Origin of the sequence: uncultured Rothia sp. (assembly GCF_963507905.1) — a bacterium.
Classification (GTDB): Bacteria; Actinomycetota; Actinomycetes; order Actinomycetales; family Micrococcaceae; genus Rothia.
Window position 1 is genome coordinate 105,499 of the sequence record NZ_CAUOUU010000003.1, and the last position, 14,240, is coordinate 119,738.

Sequence of the window (14,240 nt, forward strand, 5' to 3'; positions counted from 1 at the left end):
ATGGGGCGGGCTCAACGGCGCATGGTGTGCACACCATGCGGCGAATCATCGTTGGTGAGGCGTTTTAGCCGCGGTAGTTCGGTGCCTCAACGGTCATCATGATGTCGTGCGGGTGCGATTCCTTCAGACCTGCGGGGGTGATGCGCACGAACTGACCCTTGTACTTGAGCTCCTCGATGGTGCGGGAACCGACGTAGAACATGGTCTGGCGCAGGCCACCTTCGAGCTGGTGAATCACTGCGGAGAGCGGGCCGCGGAAGGGAACCTGACCCTCAATACCCTCGGGGATCAGCTTCTCTTCGCTAGAGACGTCAGCCTGGAAGTAGCGGTCCTTGGAGAAGGACTTGTGGCGGCCGCGGGTCTGCATCGCGCCGAGCGAACCCATGCCGCGGTATGCCTTGTACTGCTTACCGTTCATGAAAATCAGCTCACCGGGGGACTCGGTGGTACCAGCCAGCAGGGAGCCGAGCATCACGGAGTCAGCGCCGGCAACCAGTGCCTTGCCGATCTCGCCGGAGTGCTGCATACCGCCGTCAGCAATCAGCGGCACGCCTGCTGGGATTGCCGCCTTAGCGGACTCGTTGATAGCGGTCACCTGGGGAACACCAACACCGGCGATAATGCGGGTGGTGCAGATGGAGCCGGGGCCAACGCCGACCTTCACGCCGTCAGCGCCGGCGTCGATGATTGCCTGTGCGCCCAGGCGGGTTGCAGCCTGGCCGCCGATGACGTCCACGTGTGCTGCGGCGGGGTCCTTCTTCAGGCGGGCGATCATGTCGAGCACGCCCTGGGAGTGGCCGTTTGCGGTGTCCACGAACAGTGCGTCAACGCCTGCCTCGACCAGGGTCATTGCGCGCTCGTAGCCGTCGCCGAAGAAGCCGATAGCGGCGCCGGCACGCAGGCGGCCGTCCTCGTCCTTGGTAGCGTTGGGGTACTGCTCAGTCTTGACGAAGTCCTTCAGGGTAATCAGACCGGCGAGCTTGCCTGCGTCATCGACCAGGGGCAGACGCTCAATCTTGTTGTGGGACAGCAGCGCGAATGCTTCGTCCTTGGTGACGCTGGGGTGCGCGGTGACCAGCGGCATGGGGGTCATGATGTCGCGGACGCGAATGCCCTCGTAGTCGGAGCGGGAGATGTAGCGGATATCGCGGTTGGTGATGATACCTTCCAGCACGCCCTCTTCGCTGACGACGGGCAGACCGGAGACCTTGTAGTAGCCGCAGACCTCGTCGTATTCGGCGATGGTTGCGTCAGCACCGATGGTGACGGGGTTAATGATCATGCCGGACTCGGAACGCTTCACGCGGTCCACGTGTGCCGCCTGGTCCTCGATGGAGAGGTTGCGGTGAATAACGCCCATACCGCCCAGACGTGCCATAGCGATTGCCATCGCGGAGTCGGTCACGGTGTCCATTGCGGCGGAGATGATGGGGGTGTTCAGGGTGATGCGCTTAGACAGGCGGGTGGAGGTGTCCGCATCGGAGGGGATGACGTCAGTGTTGCCGGGCAGCAGTAGCACGTCATCGTAGGTCAGGCCGGTGAAGCCGAACGGATCCTCGGACAGAGCGGTGGGAATGGTCATTGTCTACCTTTCGGATGCTGGCTTCATCGGTGAGAAGCTCAGCCTATACGTTGCATATGTCAAGATGCGGTACGAACCGTCTGCCCGCACCCCACAAGGTGGTTTGAGCGCAAACGGGAGCAGCTTACCTTCTATAGTAAACCGCTAGAGGTTTCTTTGCTGAGAAGCACTCAGAGTAAGCATTCCTCAGCGGGAGGCTGTCGGCAGGTTGTTCTAACGCCCCCGCGAACGCGAGCGCACCCGAGCCTACCGACAGCGAGTGCCCGGTACCGCCTCCACGATGGAGGGGGCGGCACCGGGCACACACGCTATTTAGGCTTCTTCAGTTTCTTCGGGCTTCTCAACCACCAGGGTCTCGGTGGTCAGCACCAGAGCCGCGATGGAGGAGGCGTTCTGCAGAGCCGAACGGGTCACCTTCACCGGGTCAATAACTCCGGCTTCGATGAGGTCCACGTACTCGCCGGTCTTGGCGTTGAAGCCGTGGCCCACGGGTAGCTCGGAGACCTTGGAGACGACGACGTAGCCGTCTTCGCCAGCGTTCTCAGCGATCCAGCGCAGCGGCTGAACCAGGGCGCGGCGAACAATCTGTACACCCACGTTTGCGTCGTGGTTGCCCAGGTCCATGCCGTCCAGTGCCTTCAGCGCGTGAACCAGTGCGGAACCGCCACCGGAGACGATGCCCTCTTCCAGGGCTGCACGGGTGGAGGACACAGCATCCTCGATGCGGTGCTTGCGTTCCTTCGCCTCAACCTCGGTTGCGGCACCGACCTTGATGACACCCACGCCGCCGGCGAGCTTAGCCAGGCGCTCCTTGAGCTTCTCGCGGTCCCATTCGGAATCCACGCGCTCAATTTCACGGCGTAGCTGCTGCACGCGATCCTCGATTGCCTCGGGGTCGCCGCCGCCGTCCACGATGGTGGTGTGGGACTTGGTGACGGTCACGCGGCGTGCCGAGCCCAGGTGCTCCAGGGTGACCTGCGGCAGGTCGATGCCGAGCTCACCGGTCACGACGGTGCCGCCGGTCAGAATTGCCAAATCCTGCATGATGGCCTTGCGGCGGTCACCGAAACCGGGAGCCTTCAGAGCGACCACGTTGATGGTGCCGCGCAGCTTGTTCACAACCAGCGCGGAGAGCGCCTCACCGTCAACGTCTTCTGCGATGATGGTCAGCGGCTTCTTCGCCTGAACGATCTTCTCGAGCACGGGCATGATTTCTGCGATGGTGGAAATCTTGCCCTGGTAGAGCAGCACGAGGCTGTTCTCCAGCACTGCTTCGCCGCGCTCAGCGTCGGTGACGAAGGAGGGCGAGAGGTAGCCCTTGTCGAACTGCATACCTTCGGTGATGTCCAGCTCAATTTCGGTGGAGGAGCCGTCCTCGATGGTGATGACGCCGTCCTGGCCGACCTTCTCGAAGGCGCGAGCCAGCAACTCACCGATCTGCTCGGACTGGGCGGAGATAGCGGCAACGTGCGCCACCTCGGGGCCCTGCACGGGGCGTGCGTTCTCGAGCAGGCGTGCCGAGACAGCCTCCACAGCAGCCTCAATGCCGCGCTTGACGTCGGCGGGTGCCGCGCCGCTGGTGACGTTGCGCAGGCCCTCGTTGACCAGTGCCTGTGCGAGCACGGTTGCGGTGGTAGTACCGTCACCGGCTACGTCGTTGGTCTTGGTGGCGACTTCCTTCGCCAGCTGGGCGCCCAGGTTCTCGTACGGGTCGTCCAGTTCAATTTCGCGGGCAATGGACACGCCGTCGTTGGTGATGACGGGTGCACCCCACTGCTTGTCGAGCACAACGTTGCGCCCGCGCGGGCCGAGGGTTACCTTGACCGCGTTTGCCAGCTTATCGACGCCAGCCTGCAGGGATTTGCGGGCGGCATCGTTGAATTCAAGCTGCTTAGCCATGTGTTCGCTACTCCTAGTGCGTCACAGAAAGAAAATTTTTAAGGGGCAGATGATAGCTCATGCGCCGTACCGGATGAGCGGTACGGCGCATGAGCATCTGAAAGTATTAGTCGACGATTGCCAGAACGTCGCGTGCGGAGAGAATCAGGTACTCTTCGCCCTGGTACTTAACCTCGGTGCCACCGTAGCGGGAGAACACGACAACGTCGCCTTCCTTGATGTCTACGGGAATGCGGTTGCCCTTCTCATCCACGCGGCCCGGGCCAACGGCGACAACGCGTGCTTCCTGCGGCTTTTCCTTCGCAGTTTCGGGGATGACCAGACCGGATGCGGTGGTCTGCTCAGCCTGCTCGATCTTGATAACGACGCGGTCTTCCAGGGGCTTGATAGCCATAATCGGTTCCTCCGAGTTGTGGATTTACGTTTGATGCGAGACAGTGGCGCAGTGGCGCGCCCGATGACTGTCTCGAGTGCTACCTCAACTCTAGTTTCACCTGTGCTTTCGGTCAAGAAAAGCGCCCCTGCGCCGGGGTGTTTCACCGCAAGGCGAACGCTGAGCAAAAAGCCGAGCAGATTGGGCTTCCCACCTGCCAAAATCGGCACCCCGTAAAATGAGGAGCATGCCTATTCCCGCATCCCCTTTTACTCCCGCCGCCAAGCTTCCGTTCAGCGCCGAAGCGCTCGCGGCAGCCGATGAGCTCTACCCGCTGGGCTCGGATACGCTCAGCGCCGTTACTTCTTTGCGTTCGCGAGGTTTTAGCCCCGAGGAGTCTGCACAGATTATTTCGCTGGCGCAGGCTCGTACCCGTGCGCGCGCCAAGTTCGGCGAGCGCGCCCGCACCCTCATGCTCACTCAGGAGGCGGCGGAGCAGGCGACCCGCCCGGTGATTGCGCATTATCGCGCTCAGCGTCTGCGCCCGGTTGGCGGCACGGTGGCTGATTTGGGTTGCGGTATCGCCTCGGATTCTGCCGTGTATGCGGCTGATCGCGGTGCCGTGGTTGCGGTGGAGTTGGATCCGCTGACGGCTTCTTTTGCGGCGAAGAACCTTGAGTTTTGCCCGCAGGCGCGCGTGTATTCGGGGGATGTGACCGACTACGTGCACGGTGAACTTCTGGACGCCGCCGGTGAACCGGTGGGCATTGTGTGGATGGACCCGGCACGCCGCGAGTTGCGCGGTGCGAAGAAGGCTCAGACGGAGCGCCTTTTTGATCCGGAGGCGTTCTCTCCCCCGTTCTCGTTCGTGCTGAATCTGGCGCGCACTGGCGTACCGATGGGCGTGAAGTTGGGTCCCGGTTTTCCGCATGAGGGCATCCCCTCGCCCGAAGATATTGCGTCGGAGGCAAACCCCAACCCGCGCGTTGAGGCGGAGTGGATCCAGTCGGAGGGGTCCCTCGCCGAGTTGGTGCTCTGGTTTAACGCACTGGCTCAGGAGGGGGTGGCTCGCACGGCAACCTCGGTGCGTGAGCTGCCCGCTGAAGAAGCCTGTCTCGGTGAAAGCTCCAACGAAAGCTCCACCGAAGACTCCAACAAAACCAGCGCCCTACTACCTCCCTATAAGGCGGTGAGCTTCCGCAGCTCCCTGACGGCGGAAGAGGCGGAGCAGAGCGTTGACGTTCCGGCATCCTTGCCACAGCCGGGTGAATACCTGTTGGAGCCCGCCCCGGCAATTGTGCGCTCGCATCTGGTCGCTGAGTTTGCGCAGAGTATTGGCGCGCATCTGCTGGATGAGCACCTGGCGTACCTATGTTCTGCCGAGCCGGTGGAGCATCCGCTGGTTGCCTGCTACGAGGTGCTGGAGGAGATTCCCCTGCAGGAGAAGCAGCTGAAGCGTTGGGTGCGTGAGCAGGGCTTTACGGCGCTGACGATTAAGAAGCGTGGCGTGGATATTGTTCCGGAGCAATTGCGTGCGCGTCTGCTGGGTTCTGCGGGTTCTAAGCCTTCCAAAAAGAAACAGAAAAAGAATGCTAATTCTTCTTCGGGTGCACAGGAGCCTACCTACCGTCCGGCAACGCTGGTCTTTACCCGCATCGGTTCGGGCAGGGATTCACGCCGCGTCGGCTGGCACGTGCGCCCGCTCTAACCTCACCACCCCTAACTACCCATCCCTGACTGCCCAGTGCTGACGACCCAGCCCCGAGGACGGGTTACCGTTCGTGACGATTCATGACGTTTCCGTTCCGGATTCTGCACTCGACAGGGCACCGGGCACCGCAAGACCGTACACTAGATACTGTGCCTGATAAAGACACTGTGCCCGATCAAAGATACGCGGCCTAGTAGAGGCACTCCCCAAGGATCCGGCTCTCACCAGTTAGCGCACAGCCGGGCAGAGCCCACCGATAATAACTTCCATAGTCGGCACCATGCACGACCCTATTTCCAGACGCAGGAAAGGCAATATGATCGACTTTGCTACCTCCCCGCAGTCCACTCTCGGCGTGGAATGGGAGATTGCGCTCATCGACCGTGAAAGCGGCGCACTGACCCAGCGCGCCAGCGAGGTGCTATCCATCCTGCGCGAGCGCCGCCCCGAGCTGCTCGAACCCGCCTCCGACCGGGCGCATATGACCGGCGAGTTCCTGGAGAACACCGTCGAGGTGGTGACCGGCATCTGCCGCACCGTCGCTGAGGCGTGCCGTCAGCTGCAGGATTTGACGGATACCCTGCGCGACATCACCGATGAGCTCGGCATTGAGTTCTACCCCGCCGGCACTCACCCCTTCTCCCACTGGGCTGACCAGCCGGTTGTGGCGAAGGAACGCTACCAGCGTGTGGTTGAGCGCGCCCAGTATTGGGGCCGCCACATGGTCATTTACGGTGTGCACGTGCACGTGGGTGTTGATTCCCGCGATAAGGTTCTGCCGCTTATTGACGCGCTGACCAACTACGGGCCGCACCTGCTGGCGCTTTCGTGCTCTTCCCCCTACTGGGACGGAATCGATACCGGTTACGCTTCGCACCGCACCCAGCTTTACCAGCAGCTGCCCACGAACGGTCTGCCCTTCCACTTTGACACCTGGGAGCAGTACAGCGAGTACCTGGAATCACTCGTGGCGACCGACGTGATCAACGACCCGAGCGAGGACCGTTGGGATGTTCGCCCGGTTCCGCGTTACGGCACCATTGAAATGCGCTATTGCGATGGCCTCGCGTCCCTGCCGGATGTTGCGGCAATCGTGGCGTTCACGCAGTGCCTGGTGGAGTACTTCTCCCGCCAGATTGAGGCGGGTGAAAGCGTTGAGGTGCTCGCCCCCTGGCACGCGCAGGAGAATAAGTGGCGCGTTGCCCGCTACGGCCTGGAAGCTAAGATCGTGGTCTCTAACGAGCCGGTGCAGCGTACCCTGCGTGAAGATTTTGAGCTGCTTCTGCCCAAGCTGGAGCCGGTGGCACGCGACCTTGACTGCGAGGTAGAGCTGGCGCAGGTACGCCGCATCCTCGCAGAGGGTACGGGTGCGGATCGTCAGCGTGCGGTCTTTGAGAAGACCGGCTCTCTGCGTGAGGTGGCGCTGGATGTTGCCGCGCAGTCCCGTGCGCGAGCGCTGCGCTAGAGCCGCCCCCCGCACCCCAGGTTTGAATACAGAAATGCCTCGGCGCAGTCCTTCGTCAGACTGTGCCGAGGCATTTCTATGAGTATTTCATGAGCATTTTCGAGGCAAGCCGCCTCAACGCGCTCGCATTGCCGTTTAGAAACAAACGGTGGTCACGGGCAGCGAGGAGTCCGTCCTGAAGTCCACGCCCGAGGGCTCACGGCCGGCGGCAACCAGGCGGGCACCCAGTGCCGCAACCATCGCGCCGTTATCGGTGCACAGGGTGAACTTCGGGATAATCAGGCGCACCCCCTCGGAGGCGCATCGGGCGGCAAGCAACTCACGCAGGCGCGAGTTAGCCGCCACGCCACCGCCGAGCAGCAGGGTCTTCATGCCCTGCTCGCGGCAGGCAAGCATCGCCTTCTTGGTGATGACGTCCACGACTGCCTCCTGGAAGGACGCGGCAATATCGGCAACCGGGACCTCTTCACCGGCCGCTTCGAAGCTTTCAATCACGCGCGCCACGGCGGTCTTCAGGCCGGAGAAGGAGAAATCGTAGCGGTGCGCGCCGGGTTCCTCGGCGGTGCCCATGAACTTGCGGTTCGACAGGCCGCGCGGGAACACGAAGGCGTTGCGGTTACCATCGGCGGCGGCGCGGTCAATCGCGGGGCCGCCCGGGTAGTTGAGGCCGAGCAGGCGGGCGACCTTGTCGTAGGCCTCGCCTGCGGCATCATCGAGGGTCGCGCCGAGCAGACGCACGTCGGAGGTAATGTCGCGCACCTGCAGGATTTCGGTATGACCGCCAGAAACCAGCAGCGCACCCAGGCCACCGGAACCGGCATTCGCCAGCAGGTCGGAGCCGTCCTCGGTGCCGTTATCCTCAAGCAGACCAACGCCAACGTGGGCGACCAGGTGGTTAATGCCGTAGAGGGGCTTGCCGGTGGCAATAGCGAGCGCCTTCGCCGCGGAGACACCGACCATGAGTGCGCCAGCCAGGCCGGGGCCCGCGGTGACGGCGATAGCGTCCACCTGATCGAGGGTGATGTCTGCTTCGGCGAGTGCCGCTTTGAGGGCGGGAATCATGGCGTCCAGGTGGGCGCGGGAGGCGATTTCGGGGATCACGCCGCCAAAGCGCACATGCTCTTCCATGGAGGAGGAGATGGTGTTGCTGAGCAGCTGTGCACCGCGCACAATGCCGATACCGGTCTCATCGCAGGAGGATTCGATGCCCAGAACGAGGGGTTCACGAGTGCTCATAGTTCGTCTTTCTGTTGCGCTGTCTGCGCGTAGTGCTTCTAGTTGCAGTGATGTAGGGATGCTGTGATGTAGGGATACTGCGTTGTAGAGGGCGGCGGAAGCTTACCCCTGCTGCGGGGAGTACCGTTTAGCCCAGCGGAGTATTTAGAACGCGCATTCCATAATGATGGCGTCGGTTCCGTCATCGTAGTAGCCGCGGCGTACGTGAATCGCACGGTAGCCGTTGCGTTCGTAGAGGCGCTGGGCGCGCGGGTTGTCGGCACGCACCTCCAGAAGGATGCGCTCGGCACCCTGCTCGCGGGCGCGCTCGTGCATCTGCTCGAGCATGGCGCGGCCGAAGCCGCGGCCCTCGTACTCGGGGAGCACGCCGATGGTTTGAACGTCAGCGGTGTCGGCTACGACCATGATTCCGCAGTAGCCGATAGCACGCCAGCTGCCCTCGTTATCTTCCGAACCTTCTGCAGGCAATTCGAGCATGTAGTAGGCGCGGGTCGGGTGGGTCAGCTCTTCGAGGAACATGTCGATGTGCCAGGCGTCGGCGGGAAACAGGGTGGTTTCCATGCGGTGCATGGCCTGCACATCGGCAAGTTCGGCAATGCGCAGGCGGGCGCCCAGAGCCAGATTATTCAGCGCCAGGTCATCTCGCACGATATTTTCGGTAGCGCTCATTTAGCTCTCCTTCTGCCCGGTTTCATGCGCGGCAGTCTGCGCGGCGGAACCCTGAGTAGCTGCCTGCTTCTGCTGGCGGGCGAGCATTGCGGCGGGGACCTTTGCGTCCGAGTCGCGCAGGTACTGGGCGGAGGTGTCCTCGCTCAGGTTCTCTACGCCCAGGCGTGCCGCGGCGGCAACCAGGTACTCGGCGTGGGGGTGAACCTCGCGGGCAGAATCGACGATGGTCCAGCCGTGCTCTTCGAGAGTTTCGGAGTATAGGCCGGCACCGTAGCCGTAGGCGTAGGAGGGAGCCCCACCGGGCAGAATTTCGGAGGCGGGGCATACGTTCGGGCCGTCCACCAGGCTGTAGCCTTCGGCGTTCACACGGTAGCGGGCGGAGTAGACTTCGCGGCGGCGCGCATCGGAGAGCACGAGCAGCTCAGCACCTTCGACAAGATCCGCAGAAGCGAACGCTCGTTCTGCGTTTTCTTCACCAGCAGCTGCACCAGCTTCACCGGCAACCACACCAGACACAGCGCGCTCAGCCAGGGCGGTCAGGCTCATCATGCCGTACACCGGCACCGACCAGGCAAAACCCAGAGCGCGCGCAGTAACGATACCGGCACGCAGACCCGTAAAAGGTCCCGGGCCGGTACCGGTCAGAATCGCATCCAAATCTTCGCCGCGCACGCCAGCGTCCTGCAGGGCAGCCTGCGCGTAGGGACCCATGACCTCAGCGTGGGAGCGGGTATCTTCACTCTCGTAGCGGGCGAGGATTTCGAAGGACGCACCGGCTTCGGAGCCGTGCACACGGGCGAGCGCCACAGATGCGGTGGCGGATGAATCAAGGGCAAGTACTAGCACCCTATCATTCTAACGCGCGGGCTCTAGGCGCTCTGCAGGGCCTCTTTCAGGGCGTCGAAAGCGTGCTCCCAGCGGGGGCCGAAGGCGCGCACCCGCAGCAGGCGAGGTTCTGGGGTGTCCGCATCCTCGTCACTTTCGTCTTCGTCTTCGTCGTCCCAGCTGAACTCTTCGGCACCCGAGTAGGCGAAGCGCGCATCCGCGCCGGTCAGGCGGGTGAAGTCCAGCTCCAGGCGGGAATCGCTCAGGTGCTCAGCCTTATCGCGGCCCCACTCGATGACGGTCACCGAGCGCGGCAGGGAGAACTCCAGGTCCAGGTCATCGAGCTCTTCGGCACTGGAGAGGCGGTAGGCGTCCACGTGCACCAGGTCGGGGCCACCGGGGCGGGGGCCGTCCGGCAGGTTCGGGTGCACGCGCGAGAGCACGAAAGTCGGTGAGATCACGCCTTCGCGCACGCCCAGGCCTTCACCCAGGGAGCGGGTGAACGTGGTCTTACCCGCGCCGAGCTCGCCCGAAAGCAACAGCACGTCCCCGGCGTTCAGATGCTGCGCCAGGGTGAGCGCCAGGCGGCGGGTATGGTCGGGGCCGGTCACATCCAGGTCGAGGGCGGTAGAAATGTACTCAGTGCTCATTAGCCCTCCTGCTCCCAACCGGTGCCCCACAGCTCGTTCAGTTCAGCTTCAACCCAGGAGCCGCCAACATAGAGACGCTCCACACGGGGCGAAATGCGGGTCACGATTTCATAGTTAATGGTCTGCGCGGCGTCCGCCCACTCTTCCACGGGCGGGTTCTCACCGGCACCAAAAAGGATGGCGGGGGCACCCAGGTAACCCAGGGCAGGGTCGCTCAGGCCGGGTTCGCCCAGGTCAACGACCATCTGGTCCATGGCGATGCGGCCCACCACACGGTAGGTCTTACCCTCCGCGTTGTTAGGCGCGGAGCCGTCCTCCGCATTCTGTGCATTCTGTGCGTTCTGCGCGCCCGGGTAGATGCGCACCGGCGCGTTCTCCGCAATGCGCGGCACACCGTCAGCGTAGCCGAGCGGCACCAACGCCAGGGTGGTCGGCTTTTCGGTGTGGTAGCGCAGACCGTAGGAAACACCCTGACCTGCAGGAACTTCCTTCACAGCGGCAATGTAGCTACCCACCGTCATGACGGGCTTTAGGCCCAGGTCCTCAGCGGTGACCTCCGGCAGCGGGGAGAGGCCGTAGAGCGCCAGGCCGCAACGCACGCCGTCACCGAGCAGACGCTCCTCCGCATCCCAACCCTCCATCGAGGCGGTCAGGGTAGCCGGAGAGTTCGCCAGATGCACCATCTTCGGGTCCAGGCCGGCCTCACGAGCCTGAGCCACAAAAGTATCCAGGGTGTCGAGCTGCTGTGCAGTCTCGGCGCGGGTCGGCTCATCAGCAACCGCCAGGTGGCTAAAAATACCTTCAACCGTAATCAGACCGGACTCCTCGAGAGAAGCGGCACGAGCGACCAGCGCAGGCCAATCCGCCGCGGTGGCGCCGTTACGACCCAGACCGGTATCAGCCTTCAGATGCACGATAGCGCGCTCGCCGGTGCGTTCAGCGGCGGCGGCTACCGCCTCCAGGTCCCAGCCGGAAACGCCCAGACGAATCTTCTCCTGCAGTGCCGCATCAAAGTCGGTGGAGGGGGTGTGCAGCCACGCCATGAGCGGCGCGTCAATACCGTCAGCACGCAGTTCCAGGGCCTCGTTCACGTGCACCACGCCCAGCAGGTCGGCACCGGCAGCAATAGCTGAACGTGCCACCGGGTACGCGCCGTGACCGTACGCATCCGCCTTAATCACGGCAATGAGCATGCGGTCACCAATGAGTTCCTTGAGGCGGCGCACGTTATGTTCCAGCGCGTCAAGGTCAATCGTGGCGCTACGTTCCACCTGGCCGGGAGTGCAGGGCGGGCAGTAAAGCGGTTCGGCAGGCTGCTGAGGGTGAGTCATGGTCCTTCGTTTCTGACGGGCGGGTACTACAGGCTGTGCTTGAGCAGCCTCTCTTCTACTAAATTCTAGACCTCCCGCTGTGCGAAAGTCCTGTCGCGCTACACTAGGTCAGGTACCCCTTTAGAGAGGAAAGCATCGATGAGCACTCTGCCGCCGGTTCGGACGGTTCACGTGTATTCCATGCACACCGACCCTTTTGCGCAGCCCGGTAGCGGAGATGCAGGCGGCATGAACGTCTATATTGCCCGGTCGGTGCATGCCATGCTGGAGCTGGATCCCGAGCTGCGGGTTGAGGTTTTCACCCTGGACCGCGGTGAGGCGCTTCCGGCTGATTCGCCGTTCCGTCAGCCTCCTCAGCCCGGCGAGCGCCTTGTGCGCCACAGTCTTGATCTGCCCTCCGCCCGTGGTCTTTCGAAGAATGAGCTGGCTACGGTCACCGATGATTTTGCGCAGGCGTGCGTGGAGCAGGCGCTGTACACCCCGGATATTATTCACGCCCACTACTGGCTGTCGGGTCAGGCGGCGGCTCGCGCATCCGAGCTGTGGTCGGCGAAGGGTGCCGGCTCCCCCGTTCCTGTTCTCTTTACTCCCCACACAACGGCTGCCACCAAGGATGCGCGCCGCGGCGAAGGCGAGGCACCCGAACCCGAGGAACGCTACCGCGCTGAGTACCTGATGAGTAGCTCCGCGAGCCGGGTCATTGTGAACACTCCCCTGGAGGCGCAGCAGATGGGCGAGTACTACGGTACGGACGCGCAGAAGCTTGCCATTATCCCCCCGGGTGTTGACACCTCGATTTTCCATACGATTCCTGGCGTGCATCCGCTCAATGACACCTCGGAGACTCGTTGCCGCATTGTGTTTGCCGGTAGGCCTCAGCCGTTGAAGGGCCCGCATCTGCTGGTGGAGGCGCTCGCGCTACTCCCCGATGATTTGCGGGTGGACGTGGATATTATTGGTCGTTCCGATTCGGATTATGAGCGCCGCCTGCTGCAGCGTGCAACTGAGCTGGGTGTGGCAGATCGGGTGCATTTGAAGGACCCGGTTCCGGCGTCTGAGTTGGCGAATATTTTCCGCGCTGCCGATATTGTGGCGTCCCCGTCCTCATCTGAAACGTTCGGGTTGGTGGCTCTGGAAGCGCAGGCGTGCGGCGCGGCAGTGCTCGCTACGGATGCTGACGGTCTGCGCTATGCGGTGGAGAACCACCGTACGGGCCTGCTGGTGGCTCCTCGTACTCCGCAGCGTTGGGCTGCGGCTATTGAGCGTCTGGTGCGTGCCCCGTATCTGCGCCACTCGTTGGGCGCGAACGCTGCGGCGCGTGCCCGCACGATGGGTTGGGACCAGACGGCGCGTAAGACCCTAGAAGCTTATGCCGAGGTACGTGAAGGTATCTCGCAGTAATGTATTTTTCACGTCATGAGGAGTTTTAATGTCTTTCTCCATGAGCCGCGATGAGTTCGCCGCATACCTGGATTCGGTGCGTATTACCGGCGAGGTGGCGACCCCGCGCGAGAATAATCTGGACCATATTCAGGGTTTCCTGGATGGCAATGAGCACCTTGAGTTTGGTGTTCAGTGGACCCGCGAGTGGGATTACGATTCGGTGTTTGAGGTGATGGTCCGCCGTGCGGGTCTGAACCCGGACCGTTCGCATACTCACGGTCAGGACACGATTGGTGCCGAGCAGTGCATCAGCGCCCTGGAGGAGTACGCCCGTATCTTCGGCGAGGCGGTGCGTGCCGGTTCCCGCATCCTGTTTGCGACCGGTCACCCGGCGGGCCTGTTCCCCATTTACGCGGTAATGGCTGCAGCGGCGAAGGCTGCGGGTGCTGAGGTTCTTCAGATTGAGGAGGGCGAGCGTTTCCTCGACGGCGACGTCCGCCAGATTATGGATGTCGTGATGTTTGAGCAGTACGGCAACCTGCAGCATACACATTTCCCCGGCCCGATGCGCATCGCTTTGGATCAGCTGGAGGCGCGTGGCGTGACCCCGGATCTGGTGGTTTCGGATCACGGTATGGGTGGTTATGCGGCGTCTACTCGTAAGCTGCTGACGATTGGCATTGCGGATTGTAATGATCCCGGTCTGTTTGTTGCGGCTGAGCAGGGAGATTTGCCGGTGTGTGTGCCGATGGACGATAACGTTCCGCCGCGCCGTTATGAACCGATGATTGATTTCATTTTGGATCGTGCGGGGCTTGAGCGCCCTTAATGTCCCTTTTACGCCGTGTGCGTAGGGCTTGTTATTGAGACTCCGGGATTTGTCTTTTTATATGCCGGTTATTGTTTTTCTGCAGATGCGTGAAACATACCGGTAATTTTGGGAGTTTCTTAGCTCCACTAGGCATTCTTCCCGGAGGCTCTTATTCTCTTATTTTTCTGTGATTGATTTCATCACACCGGAGCGACTTTGCCTCTTCATTCTTCGAGACGGAAGACCCCCGACCCCGTAGAATAGTTTACGGAACACGTTTATGCGCTCAGCGGGCTCATATAACG

At 62.3% G+C, this 14,240-nt stretch carries 12 protein-coding genes; 4 read left to right on the forward strand and 8 right to left on the reverse strand.

Annotated elements, in window-relative coordinates:
- Positions 1 to 64 precede the first annotated feature (64 nt).
- From guaB to groES, 3 genes are all read right to left on the reverse strand, one after another.
- The gene (gene guaB, locus RQ593_RS03260) at positions 65 to 1,582 is read right to left on the reverse strand and encodes an IMP dehydrogenase (protein ID WP_060824453.1); all 1,518 of its coding nucleotides are present in this window, start codon (positions 1,580 to 1,582) and stop codon (positions 65 to 67) included.
- 312 nt (positions 1,583 to 1,894) lie between these two features.
- Positions 1,895 to 3,481 (reverse strand): chaperonin GroEL, encoded by a 1,587-nt coding sequence (gene groL / locus RQ593_RS03265; protein WP_294630489.1) that lies wholly within the window; start codon positions 3,479 to 3,481, stop codon positions 1,895 to 1,897.
- Positions 3,482 to 3,587: 106 nt separating this feature from the next.
- On the reverse strand, positions 3,588 to 3,875 hold the full coding sequence (groES, locus tag RQ593_RS03270) for a co-chaperone GroES (protein ID WP_005505066.1): 288 nt from the start codon (positions 3,873 to 3,875) through the stop codon (positions 3,588 to 3,590).
- Between the two features lie 226 nt (positions 3,876 to 4,101).
- On the opposite strand from groES, the gene RQ593_RS03275 reads away from it, so the two are divergent.
- Complete coding sequence (locus tag RQ593_RS03275) at positions 4,102 to 5,562, forward strand: THUMP-like domain-containing protein (protein WP_311449828.1); 1,461 nt, start codon at positions 4,102 to 4,104, stop codon at positions 5,560 to 5,562.
- Positions 5,563 to 5,881: 319 nt separating this feature from the next.
- Positions 5,882 to 7,030, forward strand: coding sequence for a glutamate--cysteine ligase (locus RQ593_RS03280; RefSeq protein WP_311449829.1), 1,149 nt, complete (start codon positions 5,882 to 5,884; stop codon positions 7,028 to 7,030).
- A gap of 135 nt (positions 7,031 to 7,165) precedes the next feature.
- Here RQ593_RS03280 and tsaD read toward each other — a convergent pair whose 3' ends face one another.
- The 5 genes from tsaD to alr all read right to left on the reverse strand — a co-directional run bounded on the left by tsaD (position 7,166) and on the right by alr (position 11,741).
- Positions 7,166 to 8,266 carry a tRNA (adenosine(37)-N6)-threonylcarbamoyltransferase complex transferase subunit TsaD gene (gene tsaD / locus RQ593_RS03285; protein ID WP_311449830.1) on the reverse strand — a complete coding sequence of 367 codons (1,101 nt, stop codon included), beginning with the start codon at positions 8,264 to 8,266 and terminating at the stop codon, positions 7,166 to 7,168.
- 144 nt (positions 8,267 to 8,410) lie between these two features.
- Positions 8,411 to 8,935 carry a ribosomal protein S18-alanine N-acetyltransferase gene (gene rimI / locus RQ593_RS03290; RefSeq protein WP_311449831.1) on the reverse strand — a complete coding sequence of 175 codons (525 nt, stop codon included), beginning with the start codon at positions 8,933 to 8,935 and terminating at the stop codon, positions 8,411 to 8,413.
- The gene (gene tsaB / locus RQ593_RS03295; protein WP_311449832.1) at positions 8,936 to 9,781 is read right to left on the reverse strand and encodes a tRNA (adenosine(37)-N6)-threonylcarbamoyltransferase complex dimerization subunit type 1 TsaB; all 846 of its coding nucleotides are present in this window, start codon (positions 9,779 to 9,781) and stop codon (positions 8,936 to 8,938) included.
- A gap of 23 nt (positions 9,782 to 9,804) precedes the next feature.
- Positions 9,805 to 10,410, reverse strand: a complete 606-nt coding sequence (gene tsaE / locus RQ593_RS03300; protein WP_311449833.1) for a tRNA (adenosine(37)-N6)-threonylcarbamoyltransferase complex ATPase subunit type 1 TsaE — start codon at positions 10,408 to 10,410, stop codon at positions 9,805 to 9,807.
- Entirely contained in the window at positions 10,410 to 11,741 is a 1,332-nt protein-coding gene (gene alr / locus RQ593_RS03305) for an alanine racemase (RefSeq protein WP_311449834.1), read from the reverse strand. The genes tsaE and alr overlap by 1 nt, the downstream gene beginning before the upstream one ends.
- Positions 11,742 to 11,879: 138 nt before the next feature.
- Between alr and RQ593_RS03310 the strand changes: the two genes are divergently transcribed.
- Positions 11,880 to 13,142, forward strand: coding sequence for a glycosyltransferase (locus tag RQ593_RS03310; RefSeq protein ID WP_311449835.1), 1,263 nt, complete (start codon positions 11,880 to 11,882; stop codon positions 13,140 to 13,142).
- A gap of 28 nt (positions 13,143 to 13,170) precedes the next feature.
- Positions 13,171 to 13,953, forward strand: a complete 783-nt coding sequence (locus RQ593_RS03315; protein WP_049346436.1) for a phosphatase — start codon at positions 13,171 to 13,173, stop codon at positions 13,951 to 13,953.
- Positions 13,954 to 14,240: the final 287 nt, after the last annotated feature.